This is a genomic window from Aeromonas sp. 30P (assembly GCF_051919805.1).
GTDB lineage: Bacteria > Pseudomonadota > Gammaproteobacteria > Enterobacterales > Aeromonadaceae > Aeromonas > Aeromonas veronii.
The window spans coordinates 371,259-395,031 of the sequence record NZ_JBQBEA010000001.1; the positions used below are offsets into that span (position 1 = coordinate 371,259).

Here is a 23,773-nt window from a genome sequence, read left to right on the forward strand (position 1 = left end):
CCAGACTCCCCTTTTCTGTTTACCGCGCCTTGCACAGCAAGGCTTTGTTCGGGTGATGTGGTCATGAAACGCATTCTGGTTATTTTTTCCCATCCCGCGCTGCAGAGCTCGCGGGCCAACAAGCAGCTGTTGCAGGCGATTGAGGGGCTGGAGGGGGTCACTGTTCACGACCTCTATCAGCACTATCCCGACATGTTTATCGATGTGAAGCGGGAGCAGGCGCTGCTCTGTGAGCACGACATCATCGTCTTCCAGCACCCGTTTTACTGGTACTCCTGCCCGGCCATCATGAAAGAGTGGATGGATCTGGTGCTGGAGTATGGCTATGCCTACGGCCCCGAGGCTCATGCCCTCAAGGGCAAGCAGTGGCTGAGCGCCATCACCACGGGCGGGGCGCCGGAGTCCTACTGCAGCGAGGGGTATAACAGCCGACCGCTGCTCGACTTTCTGCTGCCATTTCAGCAGGCGGCCACCTTGTGCGGCATGAACTGGCTGCCCCCTTTCGTGCTGCACTCCTTTCACAAGATCAAGGATCCCGCCGCCCTGCGCCGCTGTGGACAGGATTACCGCCAGCTGCTTTGCGCCCTGCGTGATGATCAGCTGACCCCGGAGCAACTGGCCGGGCGTCCTTATCTGCGCGACTTGCTGGAGGTGCTCTGATGAAACATGGGCTGCTTGTTGGCCGAGCTTATGAGCCGGACCAGATGTTCACACGGAGGGCTGACTGATGGGCCACGGGATCCTGTTTGATGCCTTTATCTACCTCTCCGCCGCCGTTATCGCGGTGCCGCTGGCTAAGCGCTGGGGGCTGGGCTCGGTGCTCGGCTACCTGCTGGCGGGGATCATCATAGGCCCCTTTCTGCTGGGGCTGGTGGGGGAGCAGAAGGATGTGATGCACTTCGCCGAGTTTGGCGTGGTGCTGATGCTGTTTCTGGTCGGCCTTGAATTGCGTCCGGCCCTCTTGTGGCAGCTGAAGGGGCCGATCCTCGGCACCGGCGGCCTGCAGGTGCTGCTCACTACGGCGGCGCTGACCGGCGTGGCGCACCTGATCGGTTTGCCGCTGCAACAGGGGCTGGCCATCGGCCTGATTCTGGCGCTCTCCTCGACCGCCATCGTGTTGCAGAGCCTGCAGGAGCGCAAGCTGATGCAGAGCGAGAGCGGTCGCTCCGCCTTTGCGGTGCTGCTGTTTCAGGATATTGCGGTCATTCCGATCCTGGCGCTGTTGCCACTGCTGGCCATGGCGCCGGTCGCCAGCAATGGTGGCTCCGAGCTGGCGGGGTGGCAGCACGGCCTGCTGGTAGTCGCGGCCATCTCAGGCATAGTGCTGGGTGGCCACTACCTGATGCGGCCGGTGTTTCGTGCCATCGCCCAGTCCCACATGCGGGAGATCTTCGTCGCCGCCGCCCTGCTGCTGGTGATCGCTATCGCCGTGTTGATGGAGTCGGTGGGGCTCTCGCCCGCTCTCGGCTCCTTCCTCGCCGGTGTGGTGCTGGCCGACAGCGAATATCGCCATGAGCTGGAGGCCGACATAGAGCCGTTCAAGGGCTTGCTGCTCGGCCTGTTCTTTATGTCGGTGGGGGCGGGGATCGACTTCGGGCTGTTTGCCGAACACCCTTTTCTCATCCCGACGCTGGTGGTTGGCCTGATGGTGCTCAAATGGCTGGTGCTGATGGCGCTCGGCTTCATCATCCGCATCTCGCCGAGTCAACGCTGGACCTTCGCGCTGGCGCTCGCACAGGGCGGTGAGTTTGCCTTCGTGCTCTTCTCGTTTGCCGCCCAGAACCGGGTGCTGCCCGGTGAGACCATCTCGCTGCTGACGCTGGTGGTAGCGCTCTCCATGGCGCTCACCCCGCTGCTGCTGATCCTCAACGATCGGGTGATCCAGCCCTGGTTCGATTACCGTAACCAGAGCGACGCGCCGCAGCATGAGCAACCTGAGCTGGTGGAGCATCCGGTGATCATCGCGGGCTTCGGCCGCTTCGGCCAGATCGTGGGGCGTCTGCTGCACGGTCACGGCATCGGTACCACCATCCTCGAGCAGGATGCCAGCCAGATAGAGACCCTGCGCAAGTATGGCTATCAGGTCTTCTATGGCGATGCCAGCCGGATCGATCTGCTCCATGCTGCCGGGGCGCACAAGGCGAAGCTGCTGGTGCTCTCCATCAACGATCCGGCTACCTCGCTGGCGGTGATCGAGATGGTGCAGAAGCACTTCCCGCACCTGAAGATCCTGGCGCGAGCGCTAGATCGGCCCCACGCCCACGAGATCCTGCGCCACGGGGTCGAGAGCGTTCACCGGGAAACCCTGGGCTCGGCGGTCGATCTGGGGGTGGAAGCCCTGACCCAGCTCGGTTTTCGTGCCAACCAGGCCTGGCGGGCGGGGCAGACCTTCAAGCAGCACGATAACTGGCTGTTGCGCGAGCAGGTCAACTATCTGGACGACGAGCACACTTATATCAACAAGAGCCTGCAATACCGGGAGATCCTCTCCGATCTGTTGCAAGACGACGAGGAGGGGCAGGAGCGTATCCATGCCCATAACTGGAACAGCGGGTTACCCGACGACGACAAGGAAGCAAAATGATTGCCTATTACCCCATGTTTAAACACCTGCATATGACGCTGGCGCTGGTCAGTCTGCTGCTCTTTATCTATCGCTGGAGTCTGGCGCTGGCCGGCAGCGATCGGTTGCAGCAGAAGTGGCTGAAGATCCTGCCGCATATCAACGACACCTTCCTGCTGCTGTTTGGGGTGTTGCTGGCGGTGGCCTTGCAGTTGAGCCCGGGTCAACAACCCTGGCTGATGGCCAAGCTGATTGCACTGGTGCTCTATATCGGTCTGGGTGTCATGGCGCTCAAGCGCCCGGCCCGCGGTCAGAAGCTGGTGGCCGGTGTGGCGGCACTGGCGGTGTTTGGCTACATGGTCGGTGCGGCCATCACCAAGTCAGCCTGGTCGTGGCTGATGTGAGCAAAAGGGGAGAGTCATGCTCTCCCCTGAAATCATATTCTGAGATGAATTAATTAATCGGAATTTTATGCTAGCAATAAATCGCAACATAGAACTTTCATTTGAGGGATTTTTGGCTAATTTTAGCCTCTAGCGGCTCCTTTTTTTAGTGTATTGTCTTTGTAAATCAATTGCTTAGTGTGTTTTGTATGAAAATGGCGACAGTTGTCGCAGCAAAACTTGCGACATAGACTGTCGCAAGTCACGACTAGCATACAGTCAACGCTAAACCAGTGAAGGCAAGCACCATGAGCAAGAAGCTGTTACGACAACTGACCTTGGCGCGTTGCATCCCGCACCGCCCTTACAAGCTGACCGCCAGCCAACTCCAGGTAAAACTGGAAGAGGAAGGCATCCACGTCAGTCTGCGTACCGTGCAACGGGACCTGGAGGAGATGTCCGGCATGGGACTGTTCGACCTCACCTCGGACGAGCGCAGCAAACCCCATGGCTGGTGCTTCGAGCGCCACGGCCTCAACGACTTTGCCAATATCATGCCGCTCTCGCTGGCGGTGGCCCTGAAAACCTGGAGTGATCAGGCGAGCCAACTGTTGCCAGCGAGCGTACTGACCGAATTGAATCCGCTGGTCGACAAGGCGAGCCAGGTGATCCGCGACAGCCAGAGTGAACTGGCCGAGCGCTGGCTGGAGAGTGTCCACCAGTCACCGCGTCCGTTTGCCGGCAACCCGGAGATCCGCCGCAGCACCCTGATCCGCGATGCGCTCTGGCGTGGTCGCAAGTTTAGTGCCGAGATCCAGCGCGTGATCAAAGAGCGCACCGTATGGCTCTGCTACGACCGTATCAACCCGCTCGGCATTCTTAATCAGCCGGACGGTCCGATCCTGCTCTGCACTCTGTCCGAGCTGGATCCCAAGGTCTACGGCATTCCGTTCGACCATATCAAGAACGTGGAGCTGACCAACTTCAGCGCCACCCAGCCGAAGGATTTCAATATCCAGAAACTGATCCGCGATCAGGGCTATCAGGATGTGAGCGGCCCGATCCGCTTCGTCGGCCGGATCGATGCCAACAGCCAGTCGCTGGTGGATAACCAGATCCCCGGCAACAATCCACGCATGACCCGCTATGACAAGCGCAGCGTGGTGGTGGAGACAGAAGTGCAGGACACCCCGGAGTTTCGCAGCTGGTTGAACAACATCGGCGGTGAACTGGAGGTGCTGGCACCGGAATCGCTGCGCAAGGCCTATCTCAATCCGGCCAACCGCTTGAGCTGATTAAAAAATTGGAATGTTGAAGAGTCGAGCCTGGTCTCGGCTCTTTTTTTTGCGGTTTTTTTAAGCATATTTATTCAACTAATTTTTAAGTCTTAACGTCAGGATTGAACCGTTTTCCTGCCCCGTTTTTGGGGGTGAAACCCTTGTAAGAGATCTGCCATAGCGACTGTAAGAGGCTGGCGCTTTGAGCCGTACGCGAAGCCATGCCAGAATGATCGAGCTTTCCCGTGAAACTAAATAAATAACTGATATTAAAGGGTTAGTTTTTAAGTTTGTTTTTTGAGATGGGAGCTGCATCGGATCTTTATCATCGGATGGCCCTTGTTCGGGGGGCGCATTTCCTTAGTATGGGTCTCACAAGGACGGAGCTGGTCCGGCAGGATGCAGGGCAGCGCATAAAGATGGAATAGTCCGCAGGATGTGGACAAGGGATACCTCAGGATGAGCTCGATAATCAGGATGATTATCGTCACGGATGAATAAAGGAACACCGCGGGATGCGGCAGGACACTCTCGGGATGAGAGCAGAACGAATGGAACCTCGTTCTTCAGGATGAACAGGACCTCGCCGGATGCGAGAGGAATACTTCAGGATGAAGTGAGATAACCCGGATGGTTATCTGTCAGGAAGACGCAAGGAACCCCACAGGACGTGGTAATGGACACCTCCAGGATGGAGACAGGGAAGCAGTTCAGGATGAATTGCCAGGCCAGGAACGCCGCAGGACACGCCAACGGATTGGAAAGGGGATATTCCAAAGGATTAGGATAACGTCAGGGATTGCAGGGAGCATTGCAGTTCTACGGACAGGACGACACGACTCTAGGGGACGGCTACCGCCGTCCCCTTTTCTTTTATGGTTTGTCCGAGAGATTGCCGCGCTGGGCGGCGTTGACGATCTCTTGCAGGCGCTGACGAATGTCGACCATGCCAAACACACCAAAGATCAGCACAGTGACAAACTCGGCCTTGGTGACAGCGAAGTAGCGTTTGCAAGCTGCCTTGATCATGCTGGCCTGCAGCCAGTGCAGCAGGGCGACGATCACGCCGCAGACCGGCAGAAAGCCGTTGAGTTTGCCGGGCAGCGGGGCAATCAGGCTCACCAGCACGCCAAACCAGAAGAACAATATCAGCCCCATCGCCAACAGATTAAAGACTCGCTTCATTGTTTACCTCTCTTAGATAGAGTTGATAGCAGACCTGACCTGCTTGTTTGTCCTTGAGTAACTGCCAGTTGGCGGGCAGCGCCAGATCGGCCATCTCCCCCTTTAAACTGCAGCGTCATTCTTGGTGTCCCGCAGATAGAGCTGGTAGCAGACCTGACCTGCCTGTTTGTCCTTGAGTAGTTGCCAGCTGGCAGGCAGCGCCAGATCGGCCATCTCCTTCTCCCGCTCCAGATAGATGAGGGCGTCCGGTGCCAGCCAGCCGCGCAGCTCCAGCAGTTCGCACACTTGCGGTAGCAGCTCGCGGCGAAACGGCGGATCGAGGAACACCAGATCGAACGGGGTGGCAGGGCCTTGCAGCCAGCTCACCGCATCAGACTGGATCACCTGACCCTGACTGCTGCCGAGGGCGGTCAGGTTCTTCTTGATCTGGTCTGCGGCCCCTTTGTCCATCTCGATCAGGGTCACCTGCTCGGCATAGCGCGACAGTGCCTCCAGTCCGAGTCCGCCGCTGCCGGCAAACAGATCCAGGCAGCGGGTGCCGCGAATGTGGGGGGCCAGCCAGTTGAAGATGGTCTCCTTGACGCGATCCGTGGTGGGTCTGAGCCCCTCCACATCCTTGACCGGCAATTTGCGGCCTCGCCACTGGCCGCTGATGATTCTTACAAAGCCCGATTTTCCTTGCGGGGCGGGACTCTTGCTCGGGTTGCTACGGCTGGATTTCACTCTGGGCATCGCGTTTCATCGTCAGAAAATAAAGTGGTAGTATAAGGCGGTTCATTTTTATGCCGACCCGCCAAGGGACGGCTATCTTAGCAGTCAGCCTTTGATGTGAGTATTTTTAGATGGCAAAAGGTTTGTTTTCCTGGCTGGGTTTCGGCCGCAAGAAAGAAGAGGCTGAGGCTGTCCAACCACAGACACCCCAAGCCACCCCCGTTACCGTTGAGCCCGAGGTCACTGCTACCCCCGCTCCCGTTTCTGATACCACTGTTTCCGATAGTACGCCGGCCGTTGCCCCCGAAGTGCCTGCCAGCGCACAGAATTCCGTTTTGCAAGATGATTGCTGCCTGCCGACCGAGCTGGACGATCACGGCCCGCTGGTGGTGGAGGAGTGCGCCTCCGATCTGGAGCCGGTGATCGTCAACGAAACGCTGATCGCCGAAGAGGAGCGTGCCGCTGAAGCCGCTCGCACTGCCGCAGAGGCGCAAGCCGCTGAGGTCAAGGCAGCCGAAGAGGCTCGTATTGCTGCCGAAGCTCGTGCTGCGGAAGAGGCTCGTATTGCTGCCGAGGCTCGCGCCGCGGAAGAATCTCGCATTGCCGCCGAAGCTCGCGCTGCGGAAGAGGCTCGCATTGCTGCCGAAGCCCGCGCCGCGGAAGAGGCTCGCATTGCCGCTGAAGCTCGCGCCGCGGAAGAGGCCCGTATCGCCGCCGAAGCTCGTGCTGCGGAAGAGGCTCGCATTGCTGCCGAGGCTCGCGCCGCGGAAGAGGCTCGTATTGCTGCCGAAGTCCGCGCCGCGGAAGAGGCCCGTATTGCTGCCGAAGCCCGTGCTGCGGAAGAAGCTCGTATTGCTGCCGAGGCTCGCGCCGCGGAAGAGGCTCGCATTGCCGCCGAAGCTCAGGCTGCGGAAGAAGCCCGTATCGCCAAAGAGGCCCAGCGAGCGGAAGATATGCGCCTGGTCGCCGCGATGGAGGCTGAGGCCGCTGCACTGGCTGCTCTGCCGTTGGCCGCCAAGGTGGACGACGACACCCAGGACAAACCGCAGCGGGAGGGCTTCTTTGCTCGCCTCAAGCGCAGTCTGGTGCGCACCAAGGAGAATATCGGTTCCGGTTTCTTCGGCCTGTTTCGTGGCAAGAAGATCGACGATGAGCTGTTTGAAGAGCTGGAAACCCAGCTGCTGACCGCCGATCTCGGTGTGGATACCACTACTCGTATCATCGAAGGGCTGGTGCAGCACGCGGATCGCAAGCAGCTCAAGGATGCCGAGGCGCTCTACGGCCTGCTCAAGCAGGACATGGGCGAGATGCTGGCCAAGGTCGAACAGCCGCTGGTGATCGACACCAGCAAGAAGCCTTATGTGATCCTGATGGTCGGCGTAAACGGCGTCGGCAAAACCACCACCATCGGCAAGCTGGCCAAGCAGTTCCAGGCCGAGGGCAAGAGCGTGATGCTGGCGGCGGGTGACACCTTCCGTGCCGCAGCGGTCGAACAGCTGCAGGTTTGGGGTCAGCGCAACAATATTCCGGTGATTGCCCAGCACACCGGCGCCGATTCCGCTTCTGTCATTTATGACGCCATCGAGGCCGCCCGCTCCCGCGGGGCTGACGTGCTGATCGCCGACACCGCCGGTCGCCTGCAGAACAAGAGCAACCTGATGGAAGAGCTCAAGAAGGTGGTGCGGGTGATGAAGAAGCTGGATGAAGAGGCGCCCCACGAGATCATGCTGACTCTGGATGCAGGCACCGGCCAGAACGCCCTGAGCCAGGCCAAGCTGTTCAGCGAGGCGGTTGGCCTGACCGGCATCACCCTCACCAAGCTGGATGGCACGGCCAAGGGCGGCGTCATCTTCGCGGTGGCCGACAAGTTCCAGATCCCGATCCGCTATATCGGGGTGGGCGAGGGGATCGACGATCTGCGTCCCTTCGTTGCCAACGACTTCATCGAGGCGCTCTTCAGCCGCGATGAATAAGTCCGGCCGTGATGAGTCAGCTCAGCCGTGATGAGTAAGTGTTCCATGCCCCGACTCCGGTCGGGGTTTGTCAATTTCAGGGAACCGTTATGATTCGTTTTGACAAGGTCAGCAAGGTATACAGCGGCGGCCATCAGGCGCTGCAAAAGGTCAGCTTTCACCTGCGCAAGGGAGAGATGGCCTTTCTGACCGGGCACTCGGGGGCGGGCAAGAGTACCCTCCTCAAACTGATCAGCGTGATGGAGCGTCCGACCGATGGTCGCGTCTTCTTTCATGGTGATGATGTCAGCCATATCCAGCGCAGCCAGATCCCCTATGTTCGCCGCCAGATCGGGATGATCTTTCAGGATCACCGCCTGCTGATGGACAGAACCGTGTTCGACAACGTGGCGCTGCCGCTGGTGATCGATGGTTATAGCCATGCGGACATCAACAAGCGGGTGGCGGCGGCGCTGGACAAGGTGGGGCTGCTTGGCAAGGAGCGTTACCAGCCGCGCATGCTCTCCGGTGGTGAACAGCAGCGGGTCGGTATCGCCCGCGCCATCGTCAACAAGCCGCCGTTGCTGCTGGCGGATGAACCGACCGGCAACCTGGACCCCCAGCTCTCCATGGACATCATGCGGTTATTTCAGGAGTTCAACAATTTTGGGGTCTCGGTACGATTGCCACCCACGATCTGGGGCTGATTGCTCGCATGCGCTATCGCACCCTGACCCTCAAGGCGGGTCGCATGTATTCGGCCGGGGAGGAGCTCTGATGGCTATCGTTCGTCATAAACAACCGCCGCTGCGCCGTCTGATGATGTACGGGGTTGATCATGTGCGGCAGGCGTTTGCCAGTCTCGGGGAGCTGTGGCGCAATCCGCTCGCCTCCCTGATGACGCTGGCGGTGCTCGGCGTCAGCTTGGCACTGCCTTCCTGTTTCCATGTGCTGCTGAAAAACGCCGAGGTGGTGGAGGGGAGCTGGCAGAGCAGTTCCCAGATCTCCCTTTACCTGCGCAAGGATCTGCCGGAGCAGAGCATTCTCGATCTGCAGCACAGGATCCTGCTCTATCCCGAGGTGGATTCGGTCACCTACCTGAGCCGTGACGATGCGTTGCGGGAGTTTCGCGAGATCTCCGGCTTCGGCGATGCCCTCGATTATCTGGACAGCAACCCGTTACCGCCTGTGCTGAGCGTGATCCCGGATCCGCGCTGGCAGAACCCGGAAGGGGCCGCCGAGCTGCTCAGCAAGCTCAATAACGAGGTGGGGGTCGAACAGGGCAAGCTGGATCTGCAGTGGTTGACCCGGTTGCAGGGGATCATGAACCTGCTGCGCCACACCATTACCGGTATCGCGGTGCTGCTGCTTTCCGCCGTGTTGCTGATCGTCGGCAATACCCTGCGTCTCAACATCCTCAACCAGCGTTCCGAGATTGAAGTGCTCAAGCTGGTGGGGGCGACCGATTCCTTTATTCATCGTCCTTTCCTCTATACCGGCATCTGGTTCGGGGTGATCGGCGGCATGCTGGCCTGGTGGCTGACCGAAGTGATGGTGATCTGGAGCGAAGGGGTGGTGAAGGAGCTGGCGGGCTTGTATAACAGTAACTTCCGGCTGGTTGGCATGGGAGCGGTAGACGGGATCAATCTGATCTTGCTGGGCGCCCTGCTGGGGCTGATTGCCTCCTGGTTCTCGGTCCATCGCCACATTCGCGACATCGAACCATCCTGATTATTTTGTCATCAAAGTAAATCGCTGGATTTTGAGAGGCGGATCAAGTAAAAGAGGGGCCGTTTCTGGCTTGGCCCCCATAGTCAGAGTATTCTGAATAACAATGATCTTCCGGATCTTCGCTAGATCCAGTGAACCTTCTGATTTATAAGCAGTCTATTAAAGCTGAAGCATTTATACGGGTGTGGCCCCTCTGCCTTGCTCGTCAGACTTGGCAAGCATGTGAAGGTTGCGAGCTCCGCAACAATGGACTTAGCATGCTACTTTTCGGGGGTCCTTCATTGTGACCCCCTTTTTTTGACTGTTCATTCATGATTCATCCTGCAGGCTTAAGATAAGCCGGTCTAAAACTGGGCATGTTCTTTGATACACGCCGCAGAATGGCATCCGGTCAGTAGACAGACCCTCTCAGGGTGTTAGACTGATTCGATTGAAAAGTAAGAGGTAACAGATGGGAACTTCATTGCAGCGCACTATGGCTCTGATTCCGCAAGGTAGTCTGGAAGGCTATATCCAGGCAGTAAACTCTATTCCTGTGCTGAGCGCAGAGGAAGAGCGTGAACTGGCTGAGCGTTTGCAGCAGGATGGCGATCTCGAGGCTGCCCGTCAGCTGGTTATGTCGCACCTGCGCTTTGTCGTTCATGTCGCCAAGAGTTATGCCGGTTACGGTCTGCCTCAGGCCGATCTGGTTCAGGAAGGCAACATCGGCCTGATGAAGGCGGTCAAGCGCTTCGACCCGACGGTCGGCGTGCGTCTGGTCTCCTTTGCCGTGCACTGGATCAAGGCCGAAATCCACGAATATGTCCTGCGCAACTGGCGCATGGTCAAGGTGGCGACCACCAAGGCCCAGCGCAAGCTCTTCTTCAACCTGCGCAAATCCAAAAAGCGTCTGGGCTGGCTGAACCACGAAGAGGTTCAGGCCGTGGCGGCTGATCTCGGCGTTTCTGCCGCTGACGTGACCGAGATGGAAGCGCGGATGGCCAACTACGATCAGGCGTTCGATCTGGTTGGTGACGATGAGGAAGAGGGCGGTTTCGCTCCGGTTCACTATCTGGAGGACAAATCCTCCGATCTGGCCGCGACCATCGAGAACGACAACTGGGACGATCACGCGACCCGTCGCCTGAGCTCGGCCCTCGCCACCCTGGATGAGCGCAGCCAGCACATCATCCGCGCCCGCTGGCTCGATGATGACAGCAAGACCACTCTGCAGGAGCTGGCCGATACCTACGGCGTCTCTGCCGAGCGTGTGCGTCAGCTTGAGAAAAACGCACTCAAGAAGCTGAAAGATGCCATGGAAGCCTGATGCTTCCTCTCATAAAAACAGGGCCTGATGGCCCTGTTTTTGTTTCGCAAGGATCTGGTCGGCCTTGCTTTGGTTACCCTTGAGTGTGTTATGTTGCCGCCACTGCCACATTAGGGAGAGCAGAAGTGAAACTGTTGAACGACCTGTTTACCAACAACCGTGAGTGGGCCGAACGGATCAAAGCCGAAGATCCCAATTTCTTTGCCACTCTTTCTGCCCAGCAGGCCCCCGAATACCTCTGGATTGGTTGTTCCGACAGCCGGGTCCCCGCCAACCAGCTGATGGGCTTGCTGCCGGGGGATGTCTTCGTCCACCGCAACGTCGCCAATCTGGTGGTGCATACCGATTTCAACTGCCTCTCCGTGCTGCAATACGCGGTAGAAGTGCTCAAGGTGAAGCACATCATCGTCTGCGGTCACTATGGTTGCGGCGGCGTCAAGGCCGCGATGCAGAACCAGGAGTTGGGTCTCATCGACAACTGGCTGCGCAACATCAAGGATGTCTACTTCAAATATGGTGAAGAGCTTGAGGCCATCGAGGATGAGCACGAGCGCTTCGACTACCTGTGCGAGCTGAACGTCGCCGAGCAGGTCGCCAACGTCTGCCACACCACCATTATCCAGAACGCCTGGCGCAAGGGGCAGGAGCTGGCCGTCCACGGCTGGATCTACGGGATCAAGGATGGCTTGCTGCATGATCTCGATCTCTGCATCAGCGGCCCGGATCAGATCCCCGATGTCTATCGTGCCTGGCCGGACATGCGTCCGCCCCACCGTCGGCGCTAGGGAGCTTCATGGTGGCGCCAGCTCTCTATCTGCAGATCAAGCAGCACATTCTGGACGGGATCCGCGAACGCCATTACCAGGCGGGGGACAGGATCCCGACCGAAGCGGCCCTGTGCGAGCAGTTCACCGTGAGCCGGATGACGGTCAACCGGGCGCTGCGGGAGCTGGTGGCGGAAGGTTGGTTGGTGCGTACCGCCGGTTCCGGCAGCTTCGTGGCGGACCGGCGCACCGAATCGCCGCTGCTGGCTATTCGCAATATTGCCGACGAGATCGCCGAGCGTGGCGGCGAGTACAGCGCCCGGGTGATCCGGCTGCAGCGGCTGGCCGCCGACGAGAAGGTGGCGGTGCAACTGGGGCTGCGGGTGGGCGCCCCCATCTTTCACAGCCTGATCGTCCATCAGGCCGATGGGGAGCCGTTGCAGCTGGAGGAGCGCTTTGTCGATGCCGGGCGCCTGCCTGGCTACGGCGAGCAGGATTTCACCCTGCAAACTCCCAACCGCTATCTGATGGATGTCTGCCCCCTCTCCGAGATGGAGCACGTAGTGGAAGCCGTGTTACCCAGCGCCGGTGAGGCGGGATTGTTGCAGATCCGCGTAGATTCCCCCTGCCTGTTGTTGCACCGGCGTACCTGGTCGGAGGGGCATCTGGTCTCCTACGCCCGTTTGCTCTCCCCCGGTTCCCGCTACAAGCTAAGCTCCAAGACTCAGTTGGAGTGAATGTATATACAACTAGATTTTGCAAAGCCCACCTCCTGGTGGGCTTTTTTGTGCTTAAACTCTAAGTTTGATGCTGTTATCAGGATGTGAACTTCGCTCTTTCTTTCGTCATAGAGATCGACTATAAGAATATGTATATACATTTGAGGTCGCTATGAACAAGGAACTGTTGAACTGCGAGCGGGTCTGGCTCAACGTGACGCCCGCTACCCTGAATGATGAGCTTGCCGACTACGGCCTGCTGCCGCTCCACGCCATCGGCGTGAAGGATGGCAAGATCCACGCGCTGGTGCCGATGGCCGAACTGAAGGGGCCCCATCCTGCTCACTGGCAGGATATGCAGGGCAAGCTGGCTACCCCCGGCCTTATCGATTGCCATACACACCTCATCTTCGCCGGCAGCCGTGCCGAAGAGTTCGAACTGCGCCAGAAAGGGGTGCCCTATGCGGAGATCGCCCGCAAGGGCGGCGGCATCATCAGCACGGTGTGTGCCACCCGCACCGCCAGCGAAGAGCAGCTCTTTGAGCTGGCGCAGCCGAGGGTGAAATCCCTGATCCGCGAAGGGGTCACCACTGTGGAGATCAAGTCCGGCTATGGCCTGACGCTGGATGATGAACTCAAGATGCTGCGGGTGGCCCGCAGGCTGGGTGAGGCGTTGCCGATCCGGGTCAAAACCACTCTGCTGGCGGCCCATGCGGTGCCGCCGGAGTATCGCGACGACCCCGACAGCTGGGTCGAGACCATCTGTCAGGAGATTATCCCGGCCGCCGCCGAGGCGGGCCTGGCCGATGCGGTGGATGTCTTCTGCGAGCATATCGGCTTCTCGCTGGCCCAGACCGAGCAGGTCTATCTGGCGGCGGCTCAATACGGCCTGCCGGTGAAGGGGCATATGGATCAGCTCTCCAATCTCGGCGGCAGCACGCTGGCCGCCAACTTCGGCGCCCTCTCGGTGGATCATCTGGAGTATCTGGATCCGGAAGGGATCCTGGCGCTGGCCCACCGTGGCGTGGTCGCCACCCTGCTGCCCACCGCCTTCTACTTCCTCAAAGAGACCAAGTTGCCGCCGGTTGCCGCGCTGCGCAAGGCGGGGGTGGCGATGGCGGTCTCCTCCGATATCAACCCGGGTACCGCGCCCATCATCTCCTGCGGATGGCGATGAACATGGCTTGTACCCTGTTTGGTCTGACGCCGGTGGAGGCCATGGTCGGGGTGACCCGTCACGCCGCCAAAGCGCTCGGCGAGCAGGAGCGCCTTGGCCAGCTCAGGGTGGGGATGGCGGCCGATTTCCTGATCTGGCACTGCGCCCATCCGGCCGAGCTGAGCTACATGGTCGGCGTCGATCAGCTGGCAGGCCGCATCTTCAACGGCGAGGAGACCCTCCATGGATAAATTCAACCCGGTCGACATGTCGCTCTGGCAGGGACGACAGGATCCGGAAGATGGTGAACTGGCCCTGCGCTGGCACGACAAGGTGCTGCCCTGGGCTGCCGGGGCACAAGAGGCTGCAGGTGTAGTGCTGCTCGGTTTTGCCTGCGATGAAGGGGTGCGCCGCAACAAGGGGCGTGTCGGCGCCGCCGAGGCGCCGCTGGCTGTGCGCAAGCTGCTGGCCAACACTGCCTGGCACCTGAATCGCCCCGTCTACGATGGCGGGGATGTGAGCTGTACCGATGGGGATCTCGATGCCGCCCACGGCCATCTGGCCGAGCGGGTCGCCGCTGCGCTTGATCTGGGCCACTTCCCGCTGGTGCTGGGGGGCGGTCACGAGGTGGCCTTCGGCAGCTGGAGCGGCCTTAACCGTCATCTGGGTGGCAGTGGCAAGGTCGGCATTATCAACCTCGATGCTCATTTTGACCTGCGCATGAAGCAGGAATTGGCAAGCTCCGGCACCCCCTTTTTCCAGATTGCCGAGCAGTGCGCCGCTCAGGGCACACCGTTTCACTACGCCTGCCTCGGGGTAGCCGAGACCGCCAATACCCAAGCCCTGTTTGCCCGTGCCAAGGCGCTGGGTGTGTGGCATGTGCTGGACGAGGCGATGACCCAAGCCGAATTGCCAGCCTTGCTAAGCGGGTTGGACGCCTTTATCGCCGATTGTGATCACCTCTATCTGACCATCGATCTCGACGTGCTGCCCGGCAACCTGATGCCGGGAGTGAGCGCCCCCGCCGCCCGCGGCGTGGAGCTGGCGGTGATCGAACCGCTGATCGCCCATATCCGGGCCAGCGGCAAGCTCAGGCTTGCCGATCTGGCCGAGTACAACCCGAAGCTGGATCAGGACAATCGCAGTGCCCGCGTGGCCGCGCGACTGGTTCATCTGTTGACCCGTTAACCCTTTGGCCGCATATCGCCGAAGGCACCCTATTGATACAACAAGGAGTGTGTATGTCTGTGCAACAGCAGGATCCCCGTCATGATCCGAACCGCGTGATCCGTGCCCCGCGCGGCACTGAACTGACCGCCAAGAGCTGGCTCACCGAAGCGCCGCTGCGGATGCTGATGAACAACCTGGATCCCGAGGTGGCCGAGCATCCCCAGTCGCTGGTGGTCTATGGTGGCATCGGTCGCGCTGCCCGCAACTGGGCCTGCTTTGACAAGATTGTCGATGTGCTGACCCGGCTGGAGGAGGATCAGACCCTGCTGGTGCAATCCGGCAAGCCGGTCGGGGTGTTCCAGACCCACAAGGATGCGCCGCGGGTGCTGATCGCCAACTCCAATCTGGTGCCCCACTGGGCCAACTGGGAGCACTTCAACGAGCTCGATAAGAAGGGCTTGATGATGTATGGCCAGATGACCGCAGGTTCCTGGATCTACATCGGCACTCAGGGGATCGTGCAGGGCACCTACGAAACCTTTTTCGCGGTGGCCAACCAGCACTTCAACGGGTCGCCTGCGGGGCGCTGGATCCTGACCGGCGGGCTCGGCGGCATGGGTGGCGCCCAGCCGCTGGCCGCCACCATGGCCGGCTTCTCGATGATCGCCGTAGAGTGCGACGAGACCCGTATCGATTTTCGTCTGCGCACCCGTTATGTGGACAAGAAGGCTCACAGTCTGGATGAGGCGCTGGCCATGATCGAAGAGGCCAAGCAGAGCGGCACCGCCGTATCCGTCGGCCTGCTCGGCAACGCCGCCGACGTCTTCGCCGAGCTGGTGGCCCGGGGCATCACACCGGATGTGGTGACCGACCAGACCTCCGCCCATGATCCGATCCACGGTTACCTGCCGCAGGGTTGGAGTGTGGCCAAGTGGCGCGAGCTGCAACAGAGTGCCCCGCAGGAGGTGAATCTGGCCGCTCGTCGCTCCATGGCCCGTCAGGTGGAGGCGATGCTGACCCTGCAAGAGCGCGGCGCGGCGACTTTGGATTACGGCAACAACATCCGTCAGATGGCGCTTGAGGAGGGGGTGAAAAATGCCTTCGACTTCCCCGGCTTCGTCCCCGCCTACATTCGCCCGCTGTTCTGCGAGGGGATAGGGCCGTTCCGCTGGGTGGCCCTCTCCGGCGATCCGGAAGATATCTACAAGACAGATCAGAAGGTGAAAGAGCTGATCCCCGACGATCCTCACCTGCATAACTGGCTCGACATGGCCCGCGAGCGCATCGCGTTTCAGGGGCTGCCGGCGCGGATCTGCTGGGTCGGGGTCAAGGATCGGGTACGGCTCGGGCTGGCCTTCAACGAGATGGTGAAAAACGGCGAGCTGAAAGCCCCCATCGTCATTGGCCGCGACCATCTGGATTCCGGCTCGGTGGCGAGCCCGAACCGCGAGACCGAGTCGATGATGGATGGCTCCGATGCCGTCTCCGACTGGCCGCTGCTCAACGCCCTGCTCAACACCGCTGGCGGCGCGACCTGGGTCTCCCTGCACCACGGCGGTGGGGTGGGGATGGGCTTCTCCCAGCACTCCGGCGTGGTGATCGTCTGTGACGGCTCCGATGACGCTGCCCGCCGCGTCGGTCGGGTGCTGCGCAACGATCCGGCCACCGGGGTGATGCGCCACGCGGATGCCGGCTACGAGATTGCCATCAACTGTGCCCATGAGGCGAAACTGGATCTGCCGATGATTGACGGCGCCAACGGTGTCAAAGGAAAGGTGTAACACCATGTTTGAATTGACTATTACTCCGGGCGAGCTGGATCTTGCCACCCTGCGCCGCGTCAGCCGCGAGCCGGTACATATTGCACTGGATCCGGCCGCGCGGCCGGGGATCCACGCCTCCGCTGCCGTAGTTACCAAGGTGATCGAACAGAACCGGGTGGTGTATGGCATCAACACCGGCTTTGGCCTGTTGGCCAACACCCGTATTCCGGTGGAGCAGCTGGACGAGCTGCAGCGCTCCATCGTGCTTTCCCACGCAGCAGGGATTGGCGAGTGCATGGATGACGCTACCGTGCGGCTGATGATGGTGCTCAAGCTCAACTCGCTGGCACGCGGCTTCTCCGGCATCCGCCTGACGGTGCTTGAGGCCCTGATGACCCTCATCAATGCCGAAGTCTATCCGGTGGTGCCGAAGAAGGGCTCCGTCGGTGCCTCCGGCGATCTGGCGCCACTGGCCCATATGAGCTGCCTGCTGATCGGGGAGGGCAAGGCCCGCCACAAGGGCGAGCTAATCGACGCCGCTACTGCGCTGAAAATTGCCGGGCTCGAGCCTATCGCGCTGGCACCCAAAGAAGGATTGGCGCTGCTTAACGGCACTCAGGCGAGCACCGCCTTTGCGCTGGAAGGGCTGTTCCATGCCGAGGATCTCTACGCCGGTGCCATCACCATAGGCGCCATGAGTGTGGAGGCCGCCCTTGGCAGCCGCCGGCCGTTCGATGCCCGCATCCACGAAGTGCGCGGTCAGCGTGGTCAGATCGATGCGGCCGCCTGCTATCGCCACCTGCTGGTGGATGGCAGCGAGATCGGCATGTCCCATCACAACTGCGAGAAGGTGCAGGATCCCTACTCATTGCGCTGCCAGCCGCAGGTGATGGGAGCCTGCCTGACCCAGATCCGCCAGGCCGCCGAGGTGCTGGTGTGCGAGGCCAACGCGGTCTCCGACAACCCGCTGGTGTTTGCCGAGGATGAAGATATCCTCTCCGGCGGCAACTTCCATGCCGAGCCGGTCGCTTTTGCCGCCGACAATCTGGCGCTGGCCATCGCCGAAATCGGCTCACTTTCAGAGCGGCGCATGGCGCTGTTGATTGACTCTCGGATGTCCGGTCTGCCGGCGTTTCTGGTCAACAACGGCGGGGTCAACTCCGGCTTTATGATCGCTCAGGTCACTTCGGCGGCGCTGGCCTCCGAGAACAAGACCCTGGCCCATCCCGCCTCGGTGGATAGCCTGCCTACGTCGGCCAATCAGGAGGATCACGTCTCCATGGCGACCTTCGCTGGCCGCCGGCTGGCAGACATGGCGGAGAACACCCGCGGCATTCTGGCTGTTGAACTGCTGGCGGCGGCGCAAGGGCTCGATTTCCGCGCGCCGCTGCGCAGTACCGAGCTGATCGAGCTGGCCAAGGGGCGACTGCGGGCAGAGGTGAGCTTCTACGACAAGGACAGGTACTTCGCGCCGGATATCGAAGCGGCCGCCGCCCTGCTGGGCCGTGCCAGCTACAACGACCTGATCCCGACCGGGGTGCTGCCCAGTCTGTAAGCCTTGGTCACCCTTCCTCCCGGCGGGAGAAGGGTTGGGGATGAGGGGGACGCCGCTTCACAGGCGCCGGTGACAGCCGGGAGCAGATAACAAAAGACCGCCCAATCGGGCGGTCTTGGCGTTTCTGACGTTGGTTGAACGCGGTTATTCGTGTTCGAACATCAGGAACAGATAGACCACAAACAACACCAGATGGGTCGCTCCATGGAGCACATTGGTGCGGCCGCTGCTGAAGGTCACTTTACAGACCATCAGGGTCGTGACCAGCAGCACCATATCGGCGGGGGAGAGGCCGAGGCGCACCTCCTGACCCAGCATGGAGCCGATAAAGAGCACGGCAGGCACGGTGAGGGCGATGGTGGCCAGCACCGAGCCGAAGTAGAGGTTCATTGCCCGTTGCAGCTGGTTGTTGAAAGCGGCCTTGATGGCGCCGACTGCTTCGGGGGCCAGCACGATGCAGGCGACGATAAAGCCGCCCAGTGCGGCGGGCGCGTCCATCACATGCACCCCGTAGTTGATGGGGATGGCCAGGGTCTTGGCCAGCAGGATTACCACCAGCAGGTAGGCGAGCAGCAGGATGGTGTGATAGACGTTGCTCTGCAGCGGGCCGTGGTGCTCCTCATAATCCTCGTGATCGCTGTCGACGAAGAAGTGGCTGTGGCTGCGGGTCTGGATCAGCAGAAAGACCCCGTAGAGCAGGATCGAGATGATGATCAGCATCCACGACATGGCGCGCGACATACTGCCGATTGCACCGCCCTCGGTGAAGTTGGGCAGCACCAGACAGAGCAGGGCCAGCGGGATGATGGCCACCAGATAGGATTTGACCCCGTCCAGATTGAAGCTCTGGGTGTGGTAGCGCCAGCCGCCAAACAGCAGGGTGAAGCCCACCAGACCGGTACTCACCAGCATCACTACCGCAAACATGGTATCGCGGGCCATGGTGGGGTTGGGTTCACCGGTCAGCATCACCGAGGAGATCATCACCACCTCCAGCGAGATGACCGACAGGGTGAGGATCAGGGTGCCGAAGGGCTCGCCCAGCTTGATGGCGAGGGCATCGGAGTGGCGCACCACCGAGAAGATGGCCCAGGTGACGATGGCCAGTAGTGCCGCCGAAACCGGAAGATAGATCCCGAGCGGAGTTGTCTCTGTCAGCAGGTCACTGCCCAGGGTCTTGAAAAAGAGCAGGGTCAGCAGGCCAACGGGCAGGGCAATCTCTTGCCGGATAACTGTCTTCATAGGCAATGGTTCTCTATTGGGGGTCTTGACGACCGGATGACATAAACAGGCTGCACGGTTATCGGTTGCGCAATAACCGGCTCCTTATGATAAAGGTTGTTATCCCCGTCAGGGCAGATCATTTTGTTGCTGAATGTAAATAAGGGGTGGCAGGAGGCGGTTCGATTTCACCATGGAGCCGGGCCCGGGTCTGCAGGGGGATTTACCCGCCTGATGGCCGGGCTGGGTTACGGCGCTACCGCCAGCATCAACCTGATGATGTCGAGCTGCTGGCCAAACCGTTTCACGGCCAAATCCTGCCATCTCTGTGTTAGCTGGCCTTCTGGTGTTGCAACTGCCACTCTCGTTGCCAGTGGGTCAGTATCTTCAGCGGCATGGGTTTGCCGAAGAAGTAGCCCTGGATCAGATAGACGCCATGCTGGCTCAGATAGTCGACCTGCAGCTGGCTCTCGACCCCTTCGGCGATCATCTCCATGCCCGATTCACGACCGAATACGATGATGGCATCCAGCACGCTGCGCTTGAGGTCGTTGGTGCCTATGGTATCGACGAACATCTTGTCGATCTTGATCTGGCGGATCCCCAGGCTCTGCAGGTAGGCAAAGCCGCCGTAGCCGGTACCGAAATCATCCAGCTTGAAGTGATACCCCATCTGTTGCAGCAGGGTGATCTCCTCGGTGGCCGCCTTGATGTCAAGGATCGGCTTGCGCTCCGTCAGCTCGAAGGTGAGCCGGGTGGGTGAGGGGTTTTGGCTGTGAGCGAGCAGGGTGCGCAGCAGGGGCTGCTCGATATGGGCCGCCACCAGATTGACGCTGACCCACTGCTCCGGTGCCAGCTGCGGCAGGTCAGTGATCACCTGCTCCAGCAACTGTTCGGTCATCGGCAGGATCAGTCCCTGCTCCTCTGCATATTCGATAAAGGTGCCCGGGGGGATCAGCTCGCTTCCCCGCTGCCAGCGCAGCAGCGCCTCGAATCCCACCACTTGGTGGGTACGGGCATCCACTATCGGTTGGTAGAGGGGAATAAATTCCCTGCGTATCAATCCTGTTTGCAGCAGTCCCTTGAGGGAGCGCCGATAGCTGCGCAGCAGCCAGTATGTGACGCTTAACAGGGCACCGAGCGCGATACCGAACCAGAGACCGTAGTGATTGAGTTGGTCATGGGCATATTGCTCCAGCGCTTTTCCCGCCCAGACCGTCTGTTTGGTGAGTTCATTGGGATCGAAGAAACTCAGGCTGATATTGCTCTCTTCCTGTTTGATCTCCTTGTCGCCACGGGGAAAGTGGACTGTGCTTGCATCGGTATCCTGTCGGCTGAACTCCAGATAGAAGCAGTGGCTGCAGGGGTGTTGCAGCAGGTCGTGGCTCCAGCTGTTATCCAGCACCCAGTAGGCGAGGTTGTCGCCGGATCGGTAAAAGGCCATCAGCTCCTGCTCGGTATTGTATTTGGCCACGGTGGCGGTGATCCCCAACTTGCCAAACTTCTGCCCGCTGTTCTGGAGCTCTTTGATCAGCGGGATCTCCACCCCCAGGCTGGAGCAGCTGTTGCCAGAGGCGAGCTCCAACCCTTGCAGGCGGATATGAGCGCTGTAGAAGCGCGGATCGCGCAGCAGCTCCATGTCTTTGGCGCCACAGTTAAACTCAAATTGTGCCAGTTGTTTGTTGATGGCGGCATCCAGCTCCCGGTGGCGTACTGCCATGGCTCCCTTGAGCTCGGAAACCTTCTCTTCCAGCAGATGAAAGGCCATCGGCTTGGCAAACCACAGGCCGAGAAACTGGCTGCCCACGACAGGCAGGACGAACAGCAACAGAGCGATCCAGACGGGTGATTTACGCAAAGGAAGTACCTGCCAGTTTCATGAGACACAAATGGACTTTGCCATCATAGAGCATTAGTGCAATCAATTTGAGTCCGAGTTGTCACACTTGTTGATTGATTTTTTAACTGCATGATTTTAAATGTGTTTATTATTAACTTTGGCTAGATTCAATCGCTGACCTGTCATAAATGACAATTGCTCAGCTTATCCGAACTGCATTAGAGTAGCCCTGCGGTTTGACTCACCGTGTGTTCAATACTCCTGTATCTGTTTTTTGTCAGTAGCACAGAGTGTTAGTTTTGATATGAGTGTTCCTTTTGGTCCCCTTTGAGGGACCATTTTTCTGCCTGTCATCCCGCCCTTTCCCGCGTCTGCAGCCCGTCATCCTTGGTATTCTCCCTCTGCTTTGGGTTATGCTTGCCCGCTTAAATTGCAGAAGCGGGATCTTCATCCATAGCTGTGGCCCGATCGCCGCTGCTACCATGAGGCGACATGGATGATGCTGGGCATACGGAAAGGCGCATGAAACTCACTACACAGCTTGTCTCATTTATCACCCTTTGCGTGATCGCAGCCATGGCGACCGTGCTGATTGGTGGGGTGTTCAGCTTTCGCGAGCTGGGCATCGAGTTGCAGCAAAAGAAGGTCGATGCGCTGGTCGAAGTGATCGACAAGCAGCTCGATGTTGCTCACGACATGGAAGATATGAGCCACTGGCTGCCCACCCTGCTGCGGGCTGCCCATGTGGTCGAGCTGGAGGTGCGCCAGAATAACCAGCGGGTCTACTGGTTCCGCGATGTGCGCAATCCGGTCGACGAGCAGCTGCTGGTGCCATACAGCCACCCGCTGCCTCATCAGGCCGGCATGCAGGCCAACTTCAAACTGGAGCGCCCCTTCAAGGAAGCGGAATACTCCATCAAGGCGATGTCCGGCATCTCGCTGGGGATCTTTATCGTGGTGTTCGGTCTCTGGTACTCCATCCGCTGGCTGCGCCAGCAGTTGCGCGGGGCCGAGCTGCTGGGCATTCGTGCCCAGCTGATCCTCGATGACAAGCTCTCCAAACTGAGCCATGACTCCGCCGAAGAGTGGCCGGTGGCCGCCAGTCAGGCCCTCGATCATCTGCTCGCCGAGTTGGCGGATGCCCGCAAGGAGCGCAGCCGCTTCGACAACTTCATTCGCAGCAACGCTTTCGTCGACAAGATGACCGGCATCGGCAACCGGCTGTTTTTCGACAACCGGCTGGAGAGCGCCATCATGGAGGCGAGCGTGATGAGCGGCGGCGTGCTGCTGATCGATCTCGCCTGTCTGGAGGAGCTGGAGGCCGATCAGTTCGAGCTGCTGGGGCACGATTTGATGATGGAGGCGAGCGCTACCATAGGTGCCTTCGTGCGCAAGCATAACGGCGCCCTGCAGGCCCGCTACGCCGGTCAGGTTTTTGCGGTGTTGCTGCCCAATATGTCCGAGAGCGAGATGGTGGATAGCGCCAGCCAGCTGCTCAAGAGCCTGCAACGGCTGCACTGGCCGCAGGAGGTCAATCCGGAGACTGCGGTCTATCTCGGCGCCGTCTGTTATCAGGCAGAAGACAGCCTGCTCAAGGTGCAGGAGGAGGCGGAGCTGGCCCTCAAGAGCGCCCGTCTGCAAGGGCACAACGGCTGGTTCCTCTACGAGAAGCAGTTGGATGAGGAGCAGAGCAGCAAGGGCACGGTACGCTGGCGCACCCTGATCAGCCGCCGTCTCGAAGAGCACGGCATCGAATTTTACACCCAGCCGATCCAGCAGGATCGGGGGCAGGTGGTGCTGCAGCAGGAGCTGCTCACCTATCTGCACGATGAGCAGGGGCGTGCCCTGCAGGCGGGGATCTTCATGCCGATGGCGGAGAAGGTGGGCTTGTTGCTGCAACTGGATCGGCTGGTGGCGGAGCAGACCCTCACCCTGCTGCGCCAGCGCTCCGAGCAGAGCTGCCCCATCAGCCTGACCCTCAGTGCCCAGAGCCTGCTCAACCGCGAGTTCCAGCGCTGGCTCTTCTTCGCCCTGTTCCAGCTGCCGCGCAGCACCAACGAGCGGCTGATCCTGCAACTCTCCGAATCCCAAGTGACCCGCCACTTCGAGGCGCTCAAGCGGCCGCTGCGCTCCTTGCGGATGCTGGGTTGCCAGCTGGCCATCGATCATGCCGGTCAGGATGTGGTGAGCACCCAGTACATCAAGGAGTTCGAGATCAACTTCCTCAAGCTGCACCCCAGTCTGGTGCGGGAGATCCATGCCCGTCAGGTCAACCAGATGGCGGTACGCAGTCTGGTCGGCGGCTGCGCCAATACCCGCACCCGGGTGCTGGCAGTGGGGGTGGAGAGTGGCGACGAGTGGAAGATGCTGCGCCACCTCGGGGTGCATGCCGGGCAGGGGCCCTGGTTTGCCGAGCCCCAGCGGCTGGTGCTGGAACCGGCTGGTGATTGAGATAAACAACAGAGGGTCGCCTTGGG

General features: G+C 60.1%; 17 protein-coding genes and 2 pseudogenes. 15 read left to right on the forward strand and 4 right to left on the reverse strand.

The genetic code is table 11. The annotated features are described in order from the left end of the window. The first annotated feature begins 63 nt into the window (after positions 1-63). The 4 genes from kefF to ACTG2B_RS01890 all read left to right on the forward strand — a co-directional run bounded on the left by kefF (position 64) and on the right by ACTG2B_RS01890 (position 4,241). The gene (gene kefF / locus ACTG2B_RS01875) at positions 64-660 is read left to right on the forward strand and encodes a glutathione-regulated potassium-efflux system oxidoreductase KefF (RefSeq protein ID WP_005339958.1); all 597 of its coding nucleotides are present in this window, start codon (positions 64-66) and stop codon (positions 658-660) included. Between the two features lie 67 nt (positions 661-727). After that, a complete protein-coding gene (locus ACTG2B_RS01880) occupies positions 728-2,584 on the forward strand; it encodes a monovalent cation:proton antiporter-2 (CPA2) family protein (RefSeq protein ID WP_005357666.1) in 1,857 nt (618 codons plus the stop codon). After that, the gene (locus tag ACTG2B_RS01885) at positions 2,581-2,967 is read left to right on the forward strand and encodes a SirB2 family protein (protein WP_042081419.1); all 387 of its coding nucleotides are present in this window, start codon (positions 2,581-2,583) and stop codon (positions 2,965-2,967) included. Before ACTG2B_RS01880 ends, ACTG2B_RS01885 begins: the two co-directional genes overlap by 4 nt. A 287-nt stretch (positions 2,968-3,254) precedes the next feature. Then, entirely contained in the window at positions 3,255-4,241 is a 987-nt protein-coding gene (locus ACTG2B_RS01890) for a helix-turn-helix transcriptional regulator (protein WP_005339987.1), read from the forward strand. A gap of 855 nt (positions 4,242-5,096) precedes the next feature. Here the strand turns inward: ACTG2B_RS01890 and ACTG2B_RS01895 are convergent. Then, complete coding sequence (locus ACTG2B_RS01895) at positions 5,097-5,408, reverse strand: DUF1145 domain-containing protein (RefSeq protein ID WP_005342853.1); 312 nt, start codon at positions 5,406-5,408, stop codon at positions 5,097-5,099. 102 nt (positions 5,409-5,510) lie between these two features. Further along, positions 5,511-6,140: a 16S rRNA (guanine(966)-N(2))-methyltransferase RsmD gene (rsmD, locus tag ACTG2B_RS01900; protein WP_115522214.1), complete on the reverse strand. Its 630-nt coding sequence runs from the start codon at positions 6,138-6,140 to the stop codon at positions 5,511-5,513. Between the two features lie 110 nt (positions 6,141-6,250). Here rsmD and ftsY point away from each other — a divergent pair, with 110 nt between their 5' ends. From ftsY to hutH, 10 genes and pseudogenes are all read left to right on the forward strand, one after another. Next, the gene (gene ftsY / locus ACTG2B_RS01905; protein WP_439995103.1) at positions 6,251-8,092 is read left to right on the forward strand and encodes a signal recognition particle-docking protein FtsY; all 1,842 of its coding nucleotides are present in this window, start codon (positions 6,251-6,253) and stop codon (positions 8,090-8,092) included. An 89-nt stretch (positions 8,093-8,181) separates the two neighbouring features. Beyond that, positions 8,182-8,849, forward strand: a pseudogene (ftsE, locus tag ACTG2B_RS01910) (cell division ATP-binding protein FtsE). Beyond that, positions 8,849-9,802 carry a permease-like cell division protein FtsX gene (gene ftsX, locus ACTG2B_RS01915; protein WP_005339996.1) on the forward strand — a complete coding sequence of 318 codons (954 nt, stop codon included), beginning with the start codon at positions 8,849-8,851 and terminating at the stop codon, positions 9,800-9,802. Before ftsE ends, ftsX begins: the two are co-directional and overlap by 1 nt. A gap of 451 nt (positions 9,803-10,253) precedes the next feature. Next, complete coding sequence (rpoH, locus tag ACTG2B_RS01920; RefSeq protein WP_005339997.1) at positions 10,254-11,108, forward strand: RNA polymerase sigma factor RpoH; 855 nt, start codon at positions 10,254-10,256, stop codon at positions 11,106-11,108. Positions 11,109-11,233: 125 nt separating this feature from the next. Continuing rightward, positions 11,234-11,893 (forward strand): carbonate dehydratase, encoded by a 660-nt coding sequence (can, locus tag ACTG2B_RS01925; protein WP_042076162.1) that lies wholly within the window; start codon positions 11,234-11,236, stop codon positions 11,891-11,893. An 11-nt stretch (positions 11,894-11,904) separates the two neighbouring features. Next, positions 11,905-12,609 carry a histidine utilization repressor gene (hutC, locus tag ACTG2B_RS01930; protein ID WP_041202733.1) on the forward strand — a complete coding sequence of 235 codons (705 nt, stop codon included), beginning with the start codon at positions 11,905-11,907 and terminating at the stop codon, positions 12,607-12,609. A 154-nt stretch (positions 12,610-12,763) separates the two neighbouring features. Continuing rightward, a pseudogene (gene hutI, locus ACTG2B_RS01935) lies at positions 12,764-13,998 on the forward strand (imidazolonepropionase). Next, positions 13,991-14,935: a formimidoylglutamase gene (gene hutG / locus ACTG2B_RS01940; RefSeq protein ID WP_439995104.1), complete on the forward strand. Its 945-nt coding sequence runs from the start codon at positions 13,991-13,993 to the stop codon at positions 14,933-14,935. Before hutI ends, hutG begins: the two are co-directional and overlap by 8 nt. A 53-nt stretch (positions 14,936-14,988) precedes the next feature. Then, positions 14,989-16,698, forward strand: coding sequence for a urocanate hydratase (gene hutU / locus ACTG2B_RS01945; protein WP_439995105.1), 1,710 nt, complete (start codon positions 14,989-14,991; stop codon positions 16,696-16,698). Positions 16,699-16,702: 4 nt separating this feature from the next. Further along, on the forward strand, positions 16,703-18,235 hold the full coding sequence (hutH, locus tag ACTG2B_RS01950) for a histidine ammonia-lyase (protein WP_439995106.1): 1,533 nt from the start codon (positions 16,703-16,705) through the stop codon (positions 18,233-18,235). Positions 18,236-18,379: 144 nt separating this feature from the next. Here hutH and ACTG2B_RS01955 read toward each other — a convergent pair whose 3' ends face one another. Then, positions 18,380-19,477: a calcium:proton antiporter gene (locus ACTG2B_RS01955; protein ID WP_005357691.1), complete on the reverse strand. Its 1,098-nt coding sequence runs from the start codon at positions 19,475-19,477 to the stop codon at positions 18,380-18,382. Positions 19,478-19,787: 310 nt separating this feature from the next. Further along, positions 19,788-21,314 (reverse strand): EAL domain-containing protein, encoded by a 1,527-nt coding sequence (locus ACTG2B_RS01960; protein WP_439995107.1) that lies wholly within the window; start codon positions 21,312-21,314, stop codon positions 19,788-19,790. 504 nt (positions 21,315-21,818) lie between these two features. Here ACTG2B_RS01960 and ACTG2B_RS01965 point away from each other — a divergent pair. Further along, on the forward strand, positions 21,819-23,747 hold the full coding sequence (locus tag ACTG2B_RS01965; protein ID WP_439995108.1) for an EAL domain-containing protein: 1,929 nt from the start codon (positions 21,819-21,821) through the stop codon (positions 23,745-23,747). Positions 23,748-23,773 lie beyond the last annotated feature (26 nt).

Coding starts and splice junctions, on each gene's coding strand:
- kefF (WP_005339958.1), top strand. CDS start 64: ATGAAACGCATTCTGGTTATTTTTTCCCATCCCGCGCTGCAGAGCTCG.
- ACTG2B_RS01880 (WP_005357666.1), top strand. CDS start 728: ATGGGCCACGGGATCCTGTTTGATGCCTTTATCTACCTCTCCGCCGCC.
- ACTG2B_RS01885 (WP_042081419.1), top strand. CDS start 2,581: ATGATTGCCTATTACCCCATGTTTAAACACCTGCATATGACGCTGGCG.
- ACTG2B_RS01890 (WP_005339987.1), top strand. CDS start 3,255: ATGAGCAAGAAGCTGTTACGACAACTGACCTTGGCGCGTTGCATCCCG.
- ACTG2B_RS01895 (WP_005342853.1), bottom strand. CDS start 5,408: ATGAAGCGAGTCTTTAATCTGTTGGCGATGGGGCTGATATTGTTCTTC.
- rsmD (WP_115522214.1), bottom strand. CDS start 6,140: ATGCCCAGAGTGAAATCCAGCCGTAGCAACCCGAGCAAGAGTCCCGCC.
- ftsY (WP_439995103.1), top strand. CDS start 6,251: ATGGCAAAAGGTTTGTTTTCCTGGCTGGGTTTCGGCCGCAAGAAAGAA.
- ftsX (WP_005339996.1), top strand. CDS start 8,849: ATGGCTATCGTTCGTCATAAACAACCGCCGCTGCGCCGTCTGATGATG.
- rpoH (WP_005339997.1), top strand. CDS start 10,254: ATGGGAACTTCATTGCAGCGCACTATGGCTCTGATTCCGCAAGGTAGT.
- hutG (WP_439995104.1), top strand. CDS start 13,991: ATGGATAAATTCAACCCGGTCGACATGTCGCTCTGGCAGGGACGACAG.
- hutU (WP_439995105.1), top strand. CDS start 14,989: ATGTCTGTGCAACAGCAGGATCCCCGTCATGATCCGAACCGCGTGATC.
- hutH (WP_439995106.1), top strand. CDS start 16,703: ATGTTTGAATTGACTATTACTCCGGGCGAGCTGGATCTTGCCACCCTG.
- ACTG2B_RS01955 (WP_005357691.1), bottom strand. CDS start 19,477: ATGAAGACAGTTATCCGGCAAGAGATTGCCCTGCCCGTTGGCCTGCTG.
- ACTG2B_RS01965 (WP_439995108.1), top strand. CDS start 21,819: ATGAAACTCACTACACAGCTTGTCTCATTTATCACCCTTTGCGTGATC.